20 protein-coding genes and 1 pseudogene are annotated in these 21,364 nt (G+C 40.8%); 18 read left to right on the top strand and 3 right to left on the bottom strand.

Annotated elements, in window-relative coordinates; genetic code table 11:
• The first annotated feature begins 44 nt into the window (after positions 1 to 44).
• On the top strand, positions 45 to 263 hold the full coding sequence (locus GK047_RS28520) for a helix-turn-helix domain-containing protein (protein ID WP_004434885.1): 219 nt from the start codon (positions 45 to 47) through the stop codon (positions 261 to 263).
• 923 nt (positions 264 to 1,186) lie between these two features.
• On the opposite strand, the gene GK047_RS28525 is transcribed toward GK047_RS28520, so the two are convergent.
• Positions 1,187 to 2,629, bottom strand: a complete 1,443-nt coding sequence (locus tag GK047_RS28525; RefSeq protein WP_163954076.1) for an MFS transporter — start codon at positions 2,627 to 2,629, stop codon at positions 1,187 to 1,189.
• A gap of 142 nt (positions 2,630 to 2,771) precedes the next feature.
• Between GK047_RS28525 and GK047_RS28530 the strand changes: the two genes are divergently transcribed.
• The 4 genes from GK047_RS28530 to GK047_RS28545 all read left to right on the top strand — a co-directional run bounded on the left by GK047_RS28530 (position 2,772) and on the right by GK047_RS28545 (position 8,749).
• Positions 2,772 to 3,608, top strand: coding sequence for an AraC family transcriptional regulator (locus GK047_RS28530; RefSeq protein ID WP_163954078.1), 837 nt, complete (start codon positions 2,772 to 2,774; stop codon positions 3,606 to 3,608).
• Between the two features lie 881 nt (positions 3,609 to 4,489).
• Positions 4,490 to 4,804, top strand: a complete 315-nt coding sequence (locus GK047_RS29985) for a hypothetical protein (protein WP_240344347.1) — start codon at positions 4,490 to 4,492, stop codon at positions 4,802 to 4,804.
• A gap of 267 nt (positions 4,805 to 5,071) precedes the next feature.
• Positions 5,072 to 6,115 carry an NAD(P)/FAD-dependent oxidoreductase gene (locus tag GK047_RS28540; RefSeq protein WP_205517025.1) on the top strand — a complete coding sequence of 348 codons (1,044 nt, stop codon included), beginning with the start codon at positions 5,072 to 5,074 and terminating at the stop codon, positions 6,113 to 6,115.
• Between the two features lie 966 nt (positions 6,116 to 7,081).
• Positions 7,082 to 8,749, top strand: a complete 1,668-nt coding sequence (locus GK047_RS28545; protein WP_163954079.1) for a glycoside hydrolase family 13 protein — start codon at positions 7,082 to 7,084, stop codon at positions 8,747 to 8,749.
• 528 nt (positions 8,750 to 9,277) lie between these two features.
• On the opposite strand, the pseudogene GK047_RS29990 reads toward GK047_RS28545, so the two are convergent.
• Positions 9,278 to 9,519 (bottom strand): annotated as a pseudogene (locus GK047_RS29990) (IS4 family transposase); the annotation flags it as partial.
• A gap of 188 nt (positions 9,520 to 9,707) precedes the next feature.
• Between GK047_RS29990 and GK047_RS30795 the strand changes: the two are divergent.
• A complete protein-coding gene (locus GK047_RS30795; protein ID WP_481856067.1) occupies positions 9,708 to 10,523 on the top strand; it encodes a DUF5713 family protein in 816 nt (271 codons plus the stop codon).
• A gap of 329 nt (positions 10,524 to 10,852) precedes the next feature.
• Here GK047_RS30795 and GK047_RS28555 read toward each other — a convergent pair whose 3' ends face one another.
• Positions 10,853 to 11,803 (bottom strand): leucine-rich repeat domain-containing protein, encoded by a 951-nt coding sequence (locus GK047_RS28555; protein WP_163954081.1) that lies wholly within the window; start codon positions 11,801 to 11,803, stop codon positions 10,853 to 10,855.
• A 120-nt stretch (positions 11,804 to 11,923) separates the two neighbouring features.
• Here GK047_RS28555 and GK047_RS28560 point away from each other — a divergent pair, with 120 nt between their 5' ends.
• The 12 genes from GK047_RS28560 (at position 11,924) to GK047_RS28610 (ending at position 20,536) form a co-directional block, all read left to right on the top strand.
• Entirely contained in the window at positions 11,924 to 12,691 is a 768-nt protein-coding gene (locus tag GK047_RS28560; protein WP_163954083.1) for an Imm51 family immunity protein, read from the top strand.
• A gap of 298 nt (positions 12,692 to 12,989) precedes the next feature.
• On the top strand, positions 12,990 to 13,445 hold the full coding sequence (locus GK047_RS28565; protein WP_163954085.1) for a hypothetical protein: 456 nt from the start codon (positions 12,990 to 12,992) through the stop codon (positions 13,443 to 13,445).
• Positions 13,446 to 13,802: 357 nt separating this feature from the next.
• Complete coding sequence (locus tag GK047_RS28570) at positions 13,803 to 14,486, top strand: DUF1963 domain-containing protein (RefSeq protein ID WP_163954087.1); 684 nt, start codon at positions 13,803 to 13,805, stop codon at positions 14,484 to 14,486.
• Between the two features lie 274 nt (positions 14,487 to 14,760).
• Positions 14,761 to 15,624: an NADAR family protein gene (locus tag GK047_RS28575; RefSeq protein WP_346010405.1), complete on the top strand. Its 864-nt coding sequence runs from the start codon at positions 14,761 to 14,763 to the stop codon at positions 15,622 to 15,624.
• 151 nt (positions 15,625 to 15,775) lie between these two features.
• Positions 15,776 to 16,204, top strand: a complete 429-nt coding sequence (locus GK047_RS28580) for a hypothetical protein (RefSeq protein ID WP_163954089.1) — start codon at positions 15,776 to 15,778, stop codon at positions 16,202 to 16,204.
• A gap of 148 nt (positions 16,205 to 16,352) precedes the next feature.
• The gene (locus GK047_RS28585) at positions 16,353 to 16,652 is read left to right on the top strand and encodes a hypothetical protein (RefSeq protein ID WP_163954092.1); all 300 of its coding nucleotides are present in this window, start codon (positions 16,353 to 16,355) and stop codon (positions 16,650 to 16,652) included.
• 77 nt (positions 16,653 to 16,729) lie between these two features.
• Positions 16,730 to 17,809, top strand: a complete 1,080-nt coding sequence (locus GK047_RS28590; protein WP_163954093.1) for an ankyrin repeat domain-containing protein — start codon at positions 16,730 to 16,732, stop codon at positions 17,807 to 17,809.
• Between the two features lie 111 nt (positions 17,810 to 17,920).
• Positions 17,921 to 18,253 (top strand): tetratricopeptide repeat protein, encoded by a 333-nt coding sequence (locus GK047_RS29995; protein WP_163954095.1) that lies wholly within the window; start codon positions 17,921 to 17,923, stop codon positions 18,251 to 18,253.
• A gap of 90 nt (positions 18,254 to 18,343) precedes the next feature.
• Positions 18,344 to 18,646, top strand: a complete 303-nt coding sequence (locus GK047_RS30000; RefSeq protein WP_163954097.1) for an Imm51 family immunity protein — start codon at positions 18,344 to 18,346, stop codon at positions 18,644 to 18,646.
• 374 nt (positions 18,647 to 19,020) lie between these two features.
• The gene (locus GK047_RS30005) at positions 19,021 to 19,167 is read left to right on the top strand and encodes a hypothetical protein (protein ID WP_240344349.1); all 147 of its coding nucleotides are present in this window, start codon (positions 19,021 to 19,023) and stop codon (positions 19,165 to 19,167) included.
• A gap of 54 nt (positions 19,168 to 19,221) precedes the next feature.
• Positions 19,222 to 19,599, top strand: a complete 378-nt coding sequence (locus GK047_RS28605; protein ID WP_240344351.1) for a hypothetical protein — start codon at positions 19,222 to 19,224, stop codon at positions 19,597 to 19,599.
• A gap of 100 nt (positions 19,600 to 19,699) precedes the next feature.
• The gene (locus GK047_RS28610; RefSeq protein ID WP_163954098.1) at positions 19,700 to 20,536 is read left to right on the top strand and encodes a hypothetical protein; all 837 of its coding nucleotides are present in this window, start codon (positions 19,700 to 19,702) and stop codon (positions 20,534 to 20,536) included.
• The last annotated feature ends 828 nt before the right edge of the window (positions 20,537 to 21,364 follow it).

The following is a 21,364-nucleotide window of genomic DNA, read 5'->3' on the forward strand; positions in this document are numbered from 1 at the left end:
TAATATAAAATCAGAAAATGATTTAACGGTCTGAGGTGGAGCATATGGCAATTATTATTAATATTGATGTGATGTTAGCAAAACGAAAAATGAGCGTAACGGAGCTTTCGGAGAGGGTTGGAATTACTATGGCGAATCTTTCCATTCTGAAAAATGGGAAAGCAAAAGCGGTGCGTTTTTCAACATTAGAAGCGATATGTAAGACTTTGGATTGTCAGCCAGGTGATATTTTGGAGTACAAAAGCGACGAAGACACTCAATAAAATATATAAAGCACGAAGGCAGCCGGATCGGCTGCCTTTTCTCAACTAACGGGCAGTTTAACGAAATTGAAAATGGAACTAATTGAGTTCATATTGTAAATATATGGTGTTATTGGTTTGAGGGGAGAGTAGTTGAAGAGGAAATGTATAGCAATAATTAAAAAATTTATAAAGCGCTAGCTATAAGAACATAATTTAACGGAGCGAGTTAATTATGGCATATAATCAAGGCGTCAAAATACTAAGTTTACAAGAATTGAGACAGAAATCATACCACGAGCTTGCGCTTATTCGAGATGATGTTGAGAAAAATGTTTATGATAATAATATGGATACTCAAACAAGGGAACGGTTATTAGTCTATTTTGAACCGTTAAACGCGAATTGCACTCCATGCAGAAAGTTAAAGCCTAACGGATCAATGTGCTGGCGCTATTAAGGAATAAGAATAGGCGAACTTGGGTTATTTACCTGGGGGCGCCTTTTTTGATTTGTTTACATGAATAATAGTAATTAGTTGCAGTTCGTTTGATATAATATAATGATCGGGACGAGCAAACACACGACAAGCAAGACCCCTATTCTGCTCGTGGGGCAGTCAGGAGCTGCGAGCGTACAAAAAAACCTCAGAAGAAGTGTCGGGTGACAAGAACATTATCTCATTAAAGGCCGCGCAAATTGCGCTTTTTTAATTTATAGGATAAGGTTCTTGTCAAAACAAAATGACAAGAACCTTATTCCATTCCCGATTTTGACAAGAACATTTTCTCATTCCCGACGGATTGTTGGAAATGGAGATCTCAATGGTTAAGACGGGCAGTAGAGAAGTCGAATAAGCGCAGTGGAATAGCATAAATCGAGGTATACCTTGGTGTTTTGTGGTACTGGGTCTATTTAGCACGATCTCTTCTTGGAAGGCTAGTCTAATCAGTCCTGTTTCGACGAAGCAATAGCGATGTAAAGGCCGATAATCCACTAATTACGCCTGCCGCCAGGAAAGCACTATGATAACCAGCAAGTTGTGCACTTGCGACAGCGGTTCCAGACTCTATTTGTGAAGTGGTCACAGTATGAGCGAGTGTAATGAGAGTGGCTATTCCAAGTGCTCCGCCAAGTTGCCGAGCTGTATTTTGTAAACCGGAGGCAAGACCGGTATCCTGTGCTGGAATGCCTGCAAGTACAGCTTGAATCGCAGTCATGAGCATCAATCCAAGTCCTCCGCCAACGAGCATACTTGGAAGAAGAAACTGGGAAATGTAGTCGGGATGGTCCGGTAGCCAATAGAACCAGATAAATCCTGCTGCGGCCAAAAGACCGCCTAGGAAAGGAAGTTTGTTGAAGCCTGCGTCACGAAGACGCCGGGAAACAATGGCAGCAACGGCTAGCATGATCGCCATGGGTAACAACGCTAGTCCTGTACGGAGCGGATTGTACCCGCCGATCTGCTGCAAGGTAAGCGATAAAAATAACATGTTTGCCGTTAAGGTTGCGCCGAGTCCAAGCACTATGATAATGCCAATGCGTACATTCCAATGGCGGAAGATGCTTAGACGGATTAATGGTGCAGCCGTATTGGCTTCAATGACAATGAATAGAAGCAACAGCACTAACGCAGCGGTAAGTGAACCGAGGACAACTGGCGCTCCCCAGCCCAGTTCAAGCGTTTGTGTAATCCCAAAGATAAATGCCGTGAGAGCAAGAGTAATTGCAGCGGCTCCGGGGATATCGAGTTTGGTACGTTTGTTTTCTTTCGGATGCGGAAGTAGGCAGATGGCAACCATACAACTGAGCGCGATCCCGATAGGTACGTTCACAAACATAACCCAGCGCCAGTTGATTAGGCTGGTAAGGATGCCACCGATAATTACTCCAAAGGCAGAGGCGATGGAGGAAGAGGCTGCCCACAGCGAAATGGCCCGATCTTGTTTTGCCCCTCGCGGGTAGGCAGCAACGATTACAGCAAGTGTGGATGTGGCGAGTACCGAACCTCCTAAACCTTGAACGGCACGTGCTGCCAGTAGGATGGGACCTGTGGTTGCGAGTCCGCCGACGAGGCTGGCGAAAGTAAATAAGATGAGTCCAGACTGAAGTATCGATTTTCGGCCATAAATGTCACTGGCACGTGCAGCAAGGAGCATGAAGCCACCTAATGTCAGCAAATAGGCATCAACTACCCATTGTTGTTCAGTGACTGAAAGGTCCAAATCAGTTTTCATAGCCGGTAAAGCGACATTCACAATGGCGCTGTCCATCACGACCATGAAAGCGCACAAGCAAGCGACTACTGCTGCAAACCAGGCAGGAATGCCTTGTCGCAGTAAAGTGGATACAGTTGGGGCGGGCGAGCTGGAAGATACAGATGTCATTGAGATTCCTCCAAAATGTAGGATGTTGGTTTAAAACAAATGGACATTACCTGTTCCTTATTTTAGAATAGGTTTAATTATGAACGATAACGCTAATTGGACAAAAAATAACGAGAAATGGCCGAGGGGGGGGATAATGTATATGACTGTAGAAAGGGTAGACAAAAGCGATTGGTTGGAAGGTCCTTCACTGATTGCCTTTTGGGGTAATGATGACTCAGACAATCCGTTCCGGCTAGGAACACGCGAATACGATTGGCACAGCCATCGGCGGGGACAGATTTTTTGCGTGGAAAGTGGGCTTATCCATGTGCGAACGGCAACAGGTTCCTGGCTGCTGCCTCCTCGTCGTGCGGGGTGGCTCCCACCTAATGTGGCGCATAAGGTTTCAATCAGCGGAGCCATGAGCGGATGGAGCGTGCTTCTTACGCCTGAGATCAGCAGCGACTTGTCAAAGCAGCCATGCGTCATCAATGTTAGTGACCTCATGCGCGCTCTTGTGCAGCGAACTGTATCGTGGTGGGATCAGGCCATCTTGGAACCTGAACAAGGACGAGTAGCCGCAGTTCTGCTAGATGAGATTAGAAGAGCTCCGCTTGAGCCGCTGCATCTGCCAATGCCTTCTGATCCCTGTCTTTTACGCATTACAGACGCGATATTGAAACAACCCGAAGATAATCGTACGATTAACGAATGGGCCGCTTGGGCGGCATTATCTCCGCGAACACTGCGCCGATTGATTTTGGCAGAAACAGGTTTGACTTTTGCTAAGTGGCGACAGCAGGCTCGACTCACACATGCGCTTGAAATGTTAGCAAAAGGCGATTCCGTCGGTATGGTTGCAGATGCACTGGGTTATGGAACGCCTAGCAGCTTTATTGCCATGTTCCGTCGTGCTTTTGGGGATTCTCCGTCACATTACCTTACTGTCAGACAAGAGCAGAAACATAGCTTTTACAATTCCCTTAAAAACTCTTAGTTGTAATACTGAGATAATCAATTTATATTCATCTCATTTATTAATAATATTTTTACAATTTATCTCATTTATAACATATAATATCTCAAATAGACATTGAAATAACAATCCAATTTAGTGGTTATTAGTCTCAATTATAAGCGTTACTGTAGAAAGAAAATAAAGTAGACTACAGCTTTTGGCATTTACTCGCTCAGAACTCAGGCATCAAGAAGCACAAACCCTGCAACATAATTTATATTAAAATAGCCATAAATTCATATATTCTATCGCTTGCCACCTCTAAAGTTGTGGTACATATGATTAACGCTAGGCGGAAGTGGTAATGATAAGGTGATTGATTGTTTAGTGCTCTTCGACCCAGCGCCACCATAATAAAAGGTGAGCCTGTGAATGTGTGTCACCTCCACGTTCAACACCACCCGTTCGAAAAGTTTGCATAATATATGAAAAAAAACCCGAGAAGGGGGTTGGGTTGTGCTTAAATGACAAGAACATTATCTCATTAATTGCCGCGTAAATCGTGGCTTTTTTTGTTTTATGGGATAAAGTTCTTGTCAAATCAGAATGACAAGAACTTTATCCCATTCCCGATTTTGATAAGAACTTTATCTCATTCCGACGGGTCTCCGTGAAGTGAAACGAAATCGTAGGCGCTCGGCCTACGGATTTAGCTAACGGGCAGATTAGCGTGGTGCCATCTTGCTGGGTTTGGCTACGGTTGAGAAATTGGATAGTAATGATTAGTTATAAGCATTATTTCCTGCCGATAGATTAGAGTAATATGTTACAGTATTTTAATAGTGAACTCAGTTCATGTTAAATGATAGCATATGGGAACGGGAGTGGAAGTTATGAAGCATTATTACCAATGATTAGAGGTGAAAAAGCAGAATATCACCCTTTTTCCTTTTCTGAATGGAGACGTCCTCTACAGCGATGAAGTCTTTATTGTAGCCATCAACGCTAACCTGAGCGAAGACCGTCGGGTCATGGTGCTGGAAAGCTCCGACGGCCGGGTTATGGCGGTTCTGACACCTGCGCTAGCCTATAAGTTAGGCATTTATCAACGAGAAGACCAGTCTGAGCCGATCTTTCGCCGGAACTTGAATGAAGCGGGAGTCACTCTGCATGGCGCAGATTATCTTTTTTATTTTGTTTGGAAAGTGGGAAGTGATTTCTCCCGACTCCACTGACTGAGAGTCCGACTCAAAATTAAATTCTTTTTATTCAAGCTCTTGCTACGCGGCGCGTCATGCGTCGGATGGCTGAGATGAGCAGCCAGACTTCAGATGAAGCAATGCGATGAGGGAGTATCATCAGAGTTGGCACCACCCGAAAAGTGTATGGTAATAGAAGTAACTGGCGGACTAGCTACCCGTCACTGGGTCTTATATAACCAAAGATATCACAACCTCTGCGGAAGGTAGTTAGTAAGCATTGGTTGTCAAGAGGAGGCGTGCATGATCAGGAAACAAAAAATTGTAGTGATTGGTGCAGGTATTGTTGGTGCATCAATGGCATATAACTTATCAAAGCGGAATCAGGATGTTACTGTAATCGAGTGTAATTCAACAGCAGCATGTGAAGTAACTGAAAAATCTTTCGCTTGGATTAATCCGTCAGGTCGAGTTTCAAAAAAATTTCGACATCTATACGATGCAACATTAGCAGAATATCATGCATTAGAAAAAGATCTGCCTGATTTAAAGATAAATTGGAACGGAGCACTGACATGGGGAGTTCCTACAAATGTGGAGAAGTCTCATATACATAAACTGAATCGGAAACAAATCATAGAATTAGAACCTAATTTAAAGGAATATCCAGAAGAGGCTAGCTTTGCTTATGGAGAAGGCGCAGTAGATCCTGTATTAACAACAAAGCTTTTGTTAAAAAAAGCAGAAGAAAATGGAGCGAATATAATTTTCGATACAAAAGTTACGCAAATAAAAAAAGAGAGTTCAAAGGTTGTTGGTGTTTACACCTCAATTGGTTTTATAGAATCAGATATTATTGTATTAGCTACTGGTGCAGCTTTACCCGAGCTCTGTAAACCATTAGGTTTCGATGTTCCTATTGCTCCTTCGCCTTCAATCATAATTCGCATGAAATCAAAAGAAAAGTTAATTCATACTTTAATTTCTAATTCAAAATTTGAAGCAAGACAACTAACAAATGATATTATAATAGCTGCGGAAGATTATATAGATGAGTCTGAAGAAAACGGGCCAGAAACAATCGGAAAAAGAGCATTTGAAACCCTTCGCCACCATTTAAATGGAGGTGAGAATTTGGAGTTGGAAAGTATCAAGGTAGGATTGAGACCTATGCCAGAAGACGGTTACCCTATTGTTGGATTTCATGAACAGATAGTAGGTCTATATCTTTCAGTTATGCATTCAGCCATTACGCTAGCTCCTATTGTTAGCCGCTTGGCTGCAAATGAGATTATAGACGACGTGAAGATGAATGAATTGGAATGTTGCCGATTATCTAGATTCTAAGGGTCATCGTCGAAGACACGACTTCAGTACCCGATCCCTGAAAAGTGACCTTGATGAATGAACTCTATTATTGTTTTTTTGTGGATTCGACAGCACATGCGGAAGCGGTTGCCGAGTTGTGTCGTAGAAAAAAACGTTTCATATTTTGAAAACATCGCCCGAAAAAGGAGGCCACTGAAAAAGTCCAAGTCTTATAAACAGGATACCTTACCTCGATTTTTTCGAGGAGGGTATCCTGTTTTCCTGTATAATAGAGTTATTAATTACAGGCGGTGTCTCGGATGATTTCAAACCAACAAACCCTTAACCTTAGTCCATTTGGCAGGATTGCGTGGTAACACTTCGAATAAAAAACGCATCAAAAATTATCAAGGTGAAAAGGGCAGTTAGTTATACCAGTTGCTTTTTTCGCTCTAATTAATTTTGCACCGTTATCATTTGTCTGTAATAAGCAGCTTACAAAGTTAGGCGCCTCCCATCTCTTTTACAGGAGAAGGGGGGCGTTTTGTACTTGATTCTCTAATTAGATCAAGTCCCAGCTTCGCGGGCAGTACCCTCCAAGAAAAACTTCTAAACCATACGATCCCGTTTAAACTGAGAATGTTTAAGATGTTGATGGTCCGGGATTAAATTCCCGTCCAACTGGCTTAGAAAAAAGAAAAACGCCATGCCCGGTCATGATCGAAGGCTTAGTGTATAATTTCGTTTAAATGTTGGTAGTTCCCCTATTATACCTTGCCGTTACAGGCAGCATGGCGAACCGTATCACAAGTAATGGTTCGGTCCCAAGCCTTGGCGACAATAAACTCCACCTGACGGAACAATATATTCTATCGCCACAGCATGTACCATTTTATTATAATTATCACAGTAAACGTTTTGGATTTCCCAAAAGTGTAAGATTGGTGGTAAAGATTAATTAAATTATACGATCGGATAGGAAACCAAACAGAGGAGTCGACAACAATGGGAAGTAAATGGTGGAAAAAAGCAGTAGCTTATCAAATTTATCCGCGGAGTTTTATGGATAGCAATGGGGTTGGCATCGGTGACTTGCAAGGAATCATTTCAAAGCTCGATTATTTAAAGGAACTGGGAATTGACGTCATCTGGATATGCCCGATGTACAAATCCCCGAATGACGATAACGGATATGACATATCGGATTATCAGGACATTATGGATGAGTTCGGTACGATGGCTGATTTCGACCAGCTTCTTCAAGCGGTACATCAGCGGGGAATGAAATTGATTCTGGATTTGGTGATCAACCATACGTCGGATGAACATCCTTGGTTCATAGAATCGAATTCGAGCAAGGATAATCCCAAAAGGGACTATTACATTTGGCAAGACGCGAAGGACGGAGCTGAACCAAACAACTGGGAAAGTATTTTCGGCGGCTCGGCTTGGGAATATGATCTGCACACCAAGCAGTATTTTATGCACATTTTCTCCCAAAAGCAACCTGATTTGAACTGGGAGAATCCCGAAGTCCGACAAGAGCTGTACGGGATGGTCAACTGGTGGCTGGATAAAGGAATAGATGGCTTTCGGGTCGATGCGATAACCCATATCAAAAAAGTGTCGGGTTTTCCCGACTTGCCTAACCCGGAGAAGCTGCGCTATGTATCGTCTTTTGAGGGACATAGAAATCGTGAAGGTATTCATACTTTTCTCGAAGAGCTTAAACGTGAGACCTTTGATAAATACGATGTGATGACCGTCGGAGAAGCAAACGGGGTAAATGCCGATGATGCTGAACTATGGGTAGGGGAGCAAGAGGGAAAATTCAATATGATCTTCCAGTTTGACTGTAATGGACTTTGGGACAAAAGCACGGACGGTGGACTAGATCTTCATACGCTTAAGGAAACACTTACCCGATGGCAGAAAGGGCTGGAGGGAAGAGGTTGGAATGCGTTGTTTTTGGAAAACCATGATCTGCCCCGTTCTGTTTCCACCTGGGGTAATGATCAAGTTTACTGGGACAAGTCTGCAAAAGCGCTGGCTACTATGTATTTTCTCATGCAGGGAACACCTTTTATTTACCAAGGCCAAGAAATTGGGATGACCAATGTAAAATTTGAATCCATCGAAGACTACAACGATGTTTCGGCGAAAAATCTATATCGAATCGAAACCGAAAATGGAAAAAGCCATGATGAAATTATGCAGGTAATCTGGAAGAATGGTCGGGACAATTCCCGAACTCCTATGCAGTGGAACGATCAGCATTGTTCCGGGTTCACATCGGGGACTCCGTGGTTAAAGGTGAATCCGAATTATAAGGAAATCAACGTCCAGAATGCGATGCAGGACCCGGACTCGATTTATCATTATTACAAGAAATTGATCCAATTACGAAAAGAAGATCTGATCGCCGTTTACGGAACCTATGATCTTATCCTGCCGAACCACAATAAAATATATGCTTATACAAGAACTCTTGGCCATGAAAAACAATTAATCATTACAAATCTTTTCCCAAAAGAGGCCAGCTTTAACCTGCCAAAAGACATCACATTCACTTCTTCAGAACTGCTGATCTCAAACTATCAGGTTGATGGTGAGGAAAATATTCAAAAAATTTCGTTGCGGCCATTTGAAACTAGAGTTTATCGTCTGAAATGAAAATAACGATTGGGAAGTCAATGTGACTAACGATACGATAACTACTTGTAATATTTCTTGCTTAAGTTTAAAGAATAAAACAAGTTCTGCTTACTCTGTTTTGTTCTTTATTAGCAAGAAAGTTACCTTATTCTTTTCACTCAAAAAAATATCCTGATCTGACTCTGCGTAGGATTGAATTTGCTTTATTTTTTTGAGCTATAAGAAAGGTCAACTTTCTTGCAGCTCTTTTTTATTTGTACCAAGGAGGTTGTCGGGTGACAAGAACATTATCTCATTAATCACCGCGTAAATCGCGGTTTTTTTACTCCAACTGGAGGAGGAACGGGGAGGGAGTATTCACCTCTTTAGTCTCAAATCAAGCTCCTGTTATTATATTCAAAAATATATGGACTGACTGGGGGAAAGTCTGGCAAGCGAAATCAATTCGTACCCAAATGCTACTATCCTTATCTTCAAAAAGAGGGGATAAAGGTCAAGATTATACTAGCGGTCTGCCCGATTAATGAGTCGTGACTTTCTCATTTTCAAAAATCTCCCGCTATGAAGATCGTATTCAAGTTGAATGTTAACTCCGGATATGTGACTATAACCGCCGGATCCTGCATAATACGAAGAAAAGACGTCTGGAAGTTGAAAAGTGTTGGAAACTAAGATACGGATTCGAGAGAAGACACGTGCATATTCGCTATGTATAGTTTCTGACCCACGAGCTTTTATCGAAGCAAAAGGGAAAGGATTTGCTGAAGAAATGCTACAGATGCCGTGTTAATTCCTGTGAAAAGAAATGAAGATCTTCTGCAATACTTAGGCTCATAAAAAAAACTATCCTTTCGTGGTTGATTCTACCAAAAAAGAATAGCTTATTTCGTTTTGGGCGGGTAGTATTTCCCTTAGCTTTGATTTACGGTAGATTTGGATAATAGTTACTATCTTACAAACGAAAAGAGGCAGATTGATGGAAAAAGACCCTTTCGCACAACTTATTATTTGGCATCAAGAAGATGAACATGAAAAAATAGTAGATAGAATTATGGAAATTCCCCAATCAGACAGAGATTATGAGACGGTCAGTTTATTGGCAAGAGCTATGAATAATCTGGAACGTTACGATGAAGCACTTCAACAGCTTTTGGCTATTGCAAAACTAGGTGAGAATGACCCACTTTGGCATTTTCGCGTGGGCTACTCCTACTATTATCTTGAACAATATGAGGAAGCATTAAGAGAATTTGAAATTACAGATAAGCTAGATCCAGAAGATAGAGATACTTTGACATTATTAGATTGGAGCCGAAGTAATGTCGACCGAAAGAAAAAGAAACTTAAGCAATCTGCCGCATTGAAAGTTATGAACGAACAAACTATGGTTAACGAAGCAAGTGAAGTTCCCTTTGAAGCTGTAGTAAATGTTGCAGACAAAATTAAACCATTTGTGCTAAGCGTGCAAGATAATGGTAGTGCGTCATTTGAATATTTAAAAGATATGTATATTGATGGATATTTCCCTAATTTTCTTGTGGATAAAGTCAAAGCTGAACTAGTTAAAGTTGTTGAATTTTTGGAACAAGGAAATCAAGATATCGAAGAAATTCAGTCAAAGCTTGATTTCGCCATCCATGCAATCAATGATCTGGCAGAAGAGTTTGACGAAAATGACAGCGAAATTGAAACAGTTGCGAGAGAATCAATTGCACAAACTGTTGAAGATATTTTAGCCTTTTATGGTATCGAAATAGATACAGAAGTAGCCATTCGTGAACGTGATTGGTAGTTTCTTTGATCAGCAGATTTGTAAAAGCCACCAGAACATCAAGAGAAGAACAGCTATAATAGCCCCAAAAGAAGCTAAACTTCAAAGGTTAATCGAATCAGTGGTTAGTGTGCTTGAAAAAATGGGAATAAGTGTATGCAGGCATGATGACTTCTCATAAGTTATAATGCTTTAGATAGATCTCTGTTCAAATGATGGTAACATGGACGTTTGCGACGCTTACTTCCCATTTTCGATGTGTATTCTCATGAAAGCAAACTACATCAATATACGAGAAAGATGAATCGAATTCATCTTTCTTTGTCTTTTTTCCTTAGGAATACAATCCATTAAAATGTCCTGTTTACCTGAATCAATCCATTTTTTTGCATGATTTCTATGCGTTTCTTGTTAAAATCAATAAATTGAAAATCCAACTGTTTCAGCTTAGGCATGTCTGATAAAAAATCAAACGCTTCCGCCTTGATCTTCGTATTTATTTCCTTCAACTCTAAAATTTCCAGATTTGATGCAGTTTTTAAGACATCTATCTCTATCAGCGATTTCATGTTTTTCAGTTCTAATTGTTTCAAGTTATCCATAGCAGAAAAATCGCATAGCTTCTCCACTCTGGATAAAGACAAACTCAAAAACTCCAAATTCTCGAATCTACTCAAGAAGGAAACATCCTCTAGTTTTGCAATGGATGATAGCTCTAACATCTTCAAGGTTCGAACGTTGAGTACATCCAGATCACAATTCACGTTACAGTTATCGATAAGGAGATATTCTATGGGGATCTCTTTGACAAAGTTCAATTGTTCAACTGTACACTGAAGGATTATGCTGCTAAGATTTTTACAGTTTCCTATGGGAGACAAATCATCGAATTTGCCAATCAATTGCAAGTGCTGAAGTTTTTGAAAACTACTTATAAAATCGATAGATAGTGTTTGATCAGAATCAATCCTCAAAAATTCCACGTTTTTTAGCGCCTGTAGGTTATGTAAATCTTGCTTTTGTTTCATGCTTAGATGCAAGGCAGTTACGTTTTTCAATCCAGCTAAGATGTCTAGCATTTCAACTGAATAATCCCCTTTATTTCTGTAACTCCATATGTGCAAAATAAGATCAGGACGATGGGATAGGACCATTTCATCTAATTTTACTAAATCCGCCAATTTATCTGAATCAAAAGCAAAACTGATCGTAGCTCGTCGCCTTAGTTTTTCAACAGCTGCTTTCATTTTTTTAGGCGTCCAAGGCACACCATGCATAGCATGTATCCACACTTCACTCATAAGTTTACTCCTCGCTTCATTTCTCATATAATTCCAATTGATTGAACTTCATAGATCATATGGGTTATTCTAATATATGGCAATCATTTTTTGATTAAAGTAAGAGGAGATGATACAAAGATGGATAAGGATTTATTGAAACAGCTCACTCTTTGGCATAACAAGAGCCAGCATGCGAAAATCGTTAACAAAATTATGGATATACCCGAGGTAGACAGGGACTATGACTTAATTTGCCTTTTGGCAAGAGCATTGAATAATCAAGAAAATTATAATGAAGCTATCCAATATTTTTTATCTGTGCAAGAGCAAGGCGAGCACGACCCTCTTTGGCATTTCCGAATAGGATATGCTTATTATTACCTTGAACAGTATAAGGAAGCGATCGTTGCTTTTGAACAAGTTGTAGCACTAGATCCTGAAGATTCACATGGCAGGACGTTTTTAGAAATGAGCCGCAACGCCGCTGCTAGAGCAGGAAATGAAACCATCCATATAGTAAACGTTGAAAAGGGGATGAGGATTGGGACTGACCCCCGTTTGTTAGAAGTTGAAGAAAAAATAAACCCATTTGGGCTAGTTGCGCATAATAATGGAAGCATATCAATGATTTTAGGTGTTGGCAAATATAAGCATGAAATTTTTCAAACACGAGCCGAAGAAGGATTTGAGGGCAATGGCTATGATTGGGGTTCATTAGCAGCTGTGTTTCTTGAAGAAAAAATGCCTCACTTAGTTGATATCATACGATTTGACCCGGAAGCCGATACGTTTTGCATTTATACAGACAATAAAGAAGCCATACTTAGTTTTGCAATCGCCTTTAAGGAAGCATGTGAAGATGACTCATTAATGAAAGACCTATTTTCACGAGCTGTATTAGATTGATTGGAAATATCAAGGTACAATACATCTTTTGTTGCATCGAAATGACATTACCTTAATTGTAGCGAGTTTTTTTTATTATCGGATCAAGTTTGCGTCATTTCCCAACGACAAAAACTTGATCCGATTCTTGTTTAGCGACACCGAATGATTTGATTATCTCACACATACTCGTGTATTTGGCAGGATATTCATCTCGTACAGAATTGATGGTTGTGAAAAAGGAAATCGATAATGGTGGCAGAGAGCTTACATGGTATGCAAGAGTGTGCAGAGGAAATTTATATAATGGGGGTAAGGTATGGGCAAAAAGAGCAAAAAATATTCAATTAGTAAAATTGATATTTTCTTAGGTGACATAAACGGCTTTAAGTATCCCCAATATATCATCCAAATTAATGATTTAAGTTTGAATGATTATTTGAATCTTCACACCAAAAGTAGTGATTTTGATTTACTGCTTCCGCCTATTGCAATGTTTAACAATGAAGACCAACAAAAGGCAATTAATCTAATTGATTTTAGAAATGTGACTATGCCACTATTAATATGCAGTGATGATATGGATTTTTCTTGCACAATAGTTTCAGCGTATGTTGTTGAACATGACGATATTGTGCTATGGAAGCATTTTGGATATGGGTTAGATATATCTACAAGTATTAACGTGCCTGCTTTGGCTTTTGATAAAATTGAGTACTCTGCATTTACTAATAAATTTAAAGCTTTTGCATTAGAGAATTATGGTGGGGTATAAGCACACTCCCGTCAAGCCATTTAAATTGTCGTGGTGCTTGATAATCAGTATTTTCTAAACGCAAAGCAAAAACAGATACTTCGTCTCATGCACCGGATCGATGCGATCTATCCGAAGCCGAATCTGAGCAAACGGCTACATGCTAAAGGAAATCGAATCTATCGTATTTTTTGGTGCAGAAATTCCAATTTAAAACTGAATCTCCACAGTAACTTGCTCGTTACTTCAACAAAAGAAAGTGGAGCCGCCTCATGGCAAGCTCCTAAGCAATCGTAAACCGCTTTTGTTCAGTGCTCATCAATAATAGTGTGGATCCATTATAATAATGTTGTGCCAGAACGAAAGGATGCGATAATAATGAAGAAATACAAGATCGATAGCTTTACCCGCGTCAGTGAACCGATTCGGACTCCCATAACGAAAATCGGAGGACAGCCAGTATGGCTAACTAAACCGCAATGGCCGCTTAGCAGAGGGTGGGACAAGCGCCCGATGATGTTTATCGGTCAGATTGAGCTGGATCAGCAATTATTCCCCACTCCAAACGTTCCAGTTCCTCTGATGGCCTATCTCTTTGTTACGCATGCGCAAAATATAGAGGAAGGCTTCTTTGATCCTGATATTATCGATCCCGATGGCGGTGAAAATGCGATCATTATCCAGCCCGGAGGTGAGCTCCTGATAGATACAGCCCCATTGGTTAACGGACCAACGCTGTGGGATAACAATGGCGAATCTTATGAAGGCATCCCTCAGTTGCAAGAAGCCCAAGACCCTGCCTTTCTCGATTCCGAAGCCTACCTCCTTCTCACTGAGGATGAGCAGAAAGCATATAACGCTGAAGTTGACGGCGATAAAATTGGTGGTGTGCCCTATTTTTTCCAAGGCGATGGTTGGCCAGATGACAGCAACTGGGGTTTGTTGCTACAATTGCATGCCAATTTCAAGCCTTTCTGCTTACAGGTGGGAGCCTCGCCGACGATTTTTGCATTTGTTAATGAGGATCTAACGACCGGAAAGCTAGTCATTCAGGATAGTTAGTTAGGAGCACGAGCTTGCCGGGAATGACCACTTTAAAGTTTAAGCAATTTGTCATCTGCGCTTCTTCTCTAACAGGAAACCCTAATTTTGAAGACTTACTCATATATTCCTCGTCTATCGGCGAAAAATCAGCTGCGGAGCATAATTGCCAACCTTTTATACCCGATCCAAAGGCTATGATCAAGCCTGCCTAACATATTTAAATAACTTATTAGTCCTCAACAAGTAGCTATTTACGTATTTTCATTAATAGTATATAAGGTGTGTGAGAGAATTGAACAAATCACTTGATATTAATAAACGGATGGCACCACCATGGTTTATGTATCCATACATAGGAAGGTACAGCATAGGTTGGAGAATGGGATATGGCGAGGATTATATAATTGAATTTGGAAATTGGTTTTCTGCATTAAACATTGGAGAACAAAATAACTTTCGCCAAATGTTTCCTCCCCCTAAAGGTTGGCTTGGTTGGTACGAAGAAGACCATCTTGATGAAGATATTTATGATGATGAAGGGGACCTCCTTTGGAATGTTGAAGGCAAGCCCGCTTATTCAATTAATTGGCTAAGTGAACAAGTCAATAATGGTGAAAAATTAGAATATTTATTATTTTGGGGACACCAACCGAGTAATAACGGTCGTATTACAATCTCTTGCTTAAGTCAGTGGTGGAAAGAAGAATTCGAAGTTGAGATCAATAGTTATTGCTGTATGGAGCAATATATGATGGCAGAAAAAGCAATGATTTTTGATGATAAAGAAATGCTCGAGAGGATTTTGAAAAGCGATAATCCGAAAGAAATCAAGGAGTTAGGCAGGAAAGTAAACAACTTTAATGAGGCTATATGGACGAAGAAACGATATTCCACTGTTTTAAACGGCAACTATGCCAAGTTTCTACAGAACCCAAAACTTATGCAATTTCTACTACAGACAGAGGACAAAATATTAGTAGAAGCCAGTCCATATGATCAGATATGGGGTATAGGCATGTCTTCCGATGATCAGTCAGTTAATGACCCTTTCAAATGGAAGGGTGAAAATTTGTTAGGCTTTGCCTTAATGGAAGTGCGAGATGAACTCAAGCGGATATATAAAAATTATAATGCGCTAAACTTAAACAAGCTGTAGCAAGACTTTGATTAATATTTATATCAATTACCATAGTCAAATTTTTTACTTTGCTCCTGATAAATTGGAATGGGAGTTAAATAGCCACTTTATAGAGCAATTTAACAAAGAATAAAATCACGATTTTATGCAATATAGGAGGTAATCTTTCTTGGACAAAATCAAGTTAGTAATAAAAAAAGACGACGAAGCAGAGTTTGTTGATATTTACATAAATGAGAAAAGATTAGTTGAAATACTCAGGGAAATTGAACTGGAATATGATGCTAAAATAGCAGGAGAATATAGAGGGCTTCCACAAAGTGTAGTGTTTTTTCCATCTAGACATTTCCTTGACGAACCAGACAAATGGTATCTCTATGATGAGAAAGTCTCTATATTAGAATGTGTTTGTGGAAGTCCAGGTTGTTGGGATTTTAATGTAAGGATAACTATTGAGGATGATAAAGTCATCTGGAGTGAATTTGAACAACCTCATAGAAGTGTTGATTCGGCAGGTGGGTATTGGAAATATGATAAAATAAAACCTATTGTGTTCGACAGGAAGCAATATGTAGCTGAACTAAGTAAGATGGCTTAATGCTTTTCGGTAAGGATGACTATACTGCATATCAATTTGGAATGGGAAAAGAGTTCGAAGATATTTCAAGTGAATTTTATGAGAAACGTGAAAGATTAATTCGGAAAGTGATATAAAAATTTCTCGAAAACGGATTGATGCGTGGCTGATGAACAGGATGGATGGGAACCTTTCTTTTTTTGACCATAGCCTGACTCAGCCGAAAGTGACAGCGCTATTCATCGATTTTTGGCAGTTTTTGCAGTTAGCTGACTTGATTCATCAATACGAAGAGTGGATCGATCAGGTAAAAGATTTTGAAGAAAGCGACTTGCCCGGACAGTTGGGATCATGTCTCAGGATGTTGCATCCGGATTTGCCTGAGCATTATCCTTTCACTTCGAAGATATCTATATTATGCCCTCCCCTGAAGACGACAGGCTACTGGCTTATCGCAGTCCCGCCCTAATAGGCCCTAAGTCTGTTGTTTTTTGCCAAGCAGTTCTCTATACTCTTCATAATACTTGAGGCAGGAGAGGGTAATGGATGATCACTCTGAAAGATATAGGGAAGTTCGCAGAGTTGCCGGAAATTGCGATGCAAATATACGAAGGAAATATGCCGGCTCTGGAGACTGCAATTGCGGCAGGCTGGGATATTGAAGAGGGCATCGTACTTAGCAAATACACGACGTTAAGCCCATTGGATCTGGCGCTTGTATCGGAGAGACTGGATGTTGTAAAGCTGCTGGTAGAACATGGCGTCAATCTGAATGTCAAAAATAATCCGGCTTTTTTGCTGGCAGTACGCTATTGCAAGGAAGACGTCGTTCGCTATGTTGCAGCGCAAGGCGCCAAGCTGGACAAGCTCAATCAAGTCAAATCAGGCGCGTATTCTCAAGCCTACTATGGCAACAAAAAGAATATCCCGCTCATCCACGAGCTTGGGTTGGATATGAAGCAGCGTGCCGGTGCTGTATTGCGCACAGCCGTGTCGGACCATGACCGTAAGACAGTCGCGTATTTACTCGATCATGGGGTGGACATTAATTATAACGAGCCTGATATGGTCTATCCTTATCAAGCGACCCCGTTAACGGTTGCAGCGCGTATGGGCAATCTGGCTATGGTAAAATACTTGGTTGAACGCGGCGCTGACGTTACCTTAGCGGAAAAAGACGGCGAACGGCCGTATACGATAGCGGTCGGCAATAAGCATACCGAGCTGGCTGACTATTTGAAATCTTTGGAACCTACCGAGTTTCATGATGTGGCGAATAAAAAGTACGAGCTGCAAAAATATAAATTGTCCGATGAACTGGCCGGTTTTCTTACCGGAGACAAGCTTCGCCTTGAGCTCGCGCCGAATGAATACGAAATCGCGTATATCGATTTCTTCACATTGACCGATACGATTGAGATGAAGGTCGGCCAGCAAAAGCTGCTGCGTCTGTCAGCCGATATCGATAATTACTCCCATCTGTATCTAGTGTGGAATCCGAAGAAAAAAGGTCAAATAGGCTGTTATGACGTGGAACATAAGGAGTATGCGGACTTTTGCAGCTTTGCGGAGTTTCTGGCGCAGCCTGAAATGTACCTTATCAAGTATATGGAAGGTGAATTGTAAATGAAGAACCGCTATCTATTACGCCCGTAGAGGAGGACAGCAGCGGTCTTTTCGCATTCATGGTAATTAATAGTCAGCAGCCTCACACCCATAACGAGAATAGGTAGAATAATGGAAAAAGCCCTTTTGGAGCAGCTAAACCTTTGGCATCGAGATAAAGAATATGAAAAAATTATAGCCGCAATTTTGGAAATTTCTGAACAAGAAAGAGATTATGATGCAGTCGGTCATTTGGCAAGAGCGATGAACAATCTGGAACGTTACGAAGAAGCGGTGCAGCAGCTTTTGACGATTGATAAGCAAGGTGAGAACGACCCTCTTTGGCATTTCCGTTTGGGTTATTCCTATTATTACCAGTCGCAGTATGAGGAAGCAGTAAGAGAGTTTGAAATCGCGAATAAACTTGACCCCGAGGATAAAAGTGCGTTGATGTTTTTAGATTAGAGCCTTAATAGTATCGGAAAGCAAAAGAAACGTAATCAAAAGAAGTCGAAGATCGTTAAGACAGCGAGCGAACGGAATTTTGCAGAGAGGATGAAACCTTTTCGGTTAGTAGAGCATGATAGCGGAAATATATCCATGATTTTGGATGTCGGTACTTATAAAGATGAAGTTTTTCAAACAAGGGCAGACGAGGGTTTTGAAGGCGGCGGTTACGATTGGGGTTCTGTGGCTGCTGTTTTTCTTGATGTCGTACATTTTGACCCGGAAGCCTCTATGTTCTGCGCTTATTCCGACAATAGAGAGGCTTTGCAAAAATTTGCGATTGAATTTAAGGATGCTTGCGAGGACGATGTCGTATTTAGGGATTTATTCTCCCGCGCTGAATTGGATTGATCAATGTGCAGTCGTCTGTTGCGGAATCGGAGGCGGCCAATTAACGCATTATGGGTCGAGAAGGGATTTTCATCATTACAACGCATGCAAAATAAAGAAGCCTTCCCACATTGGGAAAGGCTTTCTGAGCAGGAATCTAGCTCCAACATTGGCGAAAGCAGGCTCATGCGCCACATCCCGTATTTGGCCGGGCAAGTGAGCTGCCTTTCATGTGGTGCTCCGAGTCTGATCTGGCCCGGATTGATGAACATGTACAAGTCTTAGCATTTTCCCGTAGGTCTATAGATTGATACAAAGCTTTCTTTATCGACTGGAATTTGTAACTCTTAATGCATTTATATAATACGAAATTGATCATGATATGAGGTGGAAAAATGTCGGTCACTGGTTGGGTTATTAATGCGAAGTCATTTATAGATGATGATTATGGGTATGTTAATATTGCGACAACATGGAAAGGTAAGGATATGCGATCCAAACCTAAAGAAAATGAACCAATTGAAGCTATGTGGTCTAACTAAAGCTTATATGGTGTCATAGGTTCAAAAGTTGGAGATTTCATAGAAACATATGGTGTGAACGCATCTCTACAAGAAGGAATGTTCACGCACCGCTCCATTGCGGAGCAACTGGTTAAAACTTTTTCAGGACTTAAAGTGAATGAGATACAATGGAGAGGGAATCCGTTAGAACATACATTAAATAACGGCAAACCCCGTATTAAGCGAGCAAAATGGTTACCAGAAAAAGAAGTTGACATTGTTTATATTTATTCTGACACGTATGTTGATGTTAATAACCCTCAACCTGTTAATGCCGATTTCTTTACAGCAATAAGAGCGAAAATAGACTATGAACACAACTGGTTGATGTGTACACAGCAAACAAAAGAAAAACTTGAAGCTATGAAATTTAAAAACATTAGAATAGTTGAAAGTACAATTAAAGGGTAATGTTCATCAGATAAAATAAGCATTACATACCAAATTCTCAAAATTGAACTTTACGTAAGTACCAACATTTTCTACACAAACATAAAACGAGGTGGATAGCATGCTGGATTTGGCCAGTCATGTATGGAGCAAACTGGATGGTCCTTTCGGCTCTGCCGAGAATGTACCGCAGTTGATCAAGCAGTTGCAGAAGCAGTATGAGGAAGCTGTAACAGTTGAATTATATTGGGAGCAGTTGTTTCATCAAAACACCATTTATTCAAGCACACTGGCCGCAGTCCCTTACTTGGCCGAGATCGCCCGTCGATCGCAGAGTCTGGAGGTCAAGCTGGATATTTTCGTGACTTGTGGCCTGTTCGAAGCCAATAGGAGCGAAAGCAGCGGAGCCGGCTATGAGCTGCCGGTTGAGCTACAGTCGCTAATGGATCGAGACGGTATGGTTGTGTGTATGGATATCTACAACAGCTATGTGACCGCTATCGCAGAACTGGCCGGTTATAGCTCAGATGTGATACGTTTTGCAGCTGAAGTCGGCAAAGACAACGCAGAGAAAAGGTTCGTCATCGCGGCTGATGCAGCGTACCGAGGTTGGAGGGGAGCGGCTGGAGTGCTAGCCACGTTCAGTGAAGGCGACGAATATGTGGCCTCCTGTCTGTCATGCGGCGAAGATATCTATATTTGGCCCTCTCCTGAAGACGACAGGCTACTGGCTTATCGCAGTGATCCTGTATTTCATGCTGAGCAGGAATCTAGCTCCATTACGCCTTCCCAGGCGATCAAGGACAACGAATTGGCCGTATTGCAGCAACTTAGCTCCAACATTGGCGAAAGCAGGCTTATGCGCCACATCCCGTATTTGGCCGGGCAAGTGTGCTGCCCTTCATGCGGTGCTTCGAGTCTGATCTGGCCCGGATTGACGAACATGTACAAGTCTTAGCTTTTTCCCGGAGGTTTATAGATTGATTCAGAACTTTCTTTATCGACTGGAATTTGTAACTCTTAATGCATTTATATAATACGATATTGATTATGAAGCCATGAAAGAAACCCGATTCTCGTTATAAGAGAACCGGGTTTCTTTCATCTATGAGGTTATTTTTGTTTGAGAAACTTTACTGCATCTTCTAATCTTAATACAGGTACTATCTTCATTGTGGAGATATTATTATTATTATTATTTTTTATAGCGATCTGAGCAATATCATCTTGAGACTTAGAATAGAAGAAAGTTTTGGCTTTGTCGTGAACGGCTGTTTGGATCTTGAGCTCAAGATGGGGTCATAAAAGACTAACATTACACGATAAATTGTTTTGTACTTAAAAGGAAAATGATTCATTTTGTCGAATATAATCGATAATTGGAATAAAATACTAATAACTAGGAGTGTGTACGCTGAAAGGTTTATAACTTGTCTCAGATTTTGTTTTAGGAGCATTGATAATTTGGGAGCGCTGGAGTTTATGCAGCTACTGAAGGTAAGGTGATTGAAGCTTTTTATAATTTAAAAGATATCAAGATTAATAAAGTTTCAAAAATGCCAAGCCATGCCAGACGCAACGATTCGAGTGACCATGCGGACGAACGAAAAAGTGAATCAAGGTCTCCTAGCAGCGGCTATTCAGGGCAAGATTCCGTATGATTGATGTCACGGCCAGATGGTCGGAACACATCATGAAGCCGATAATGGTCACGACAAACCATTCAAATGTTGCTTAATCTGGAGAAGCAGGTGCGAATTGTTAACAAAATGTCATTCATGTATTT

The organism is Paenibacillus sp. SYP-B3998, from assembly GCF_010820665.1.
Taxonomy (GTDB): domain Bacteria; phylum Bacillota; class Bacilli; order Paenibacillales; family NBRC-103111; genus Paenibacillus_E.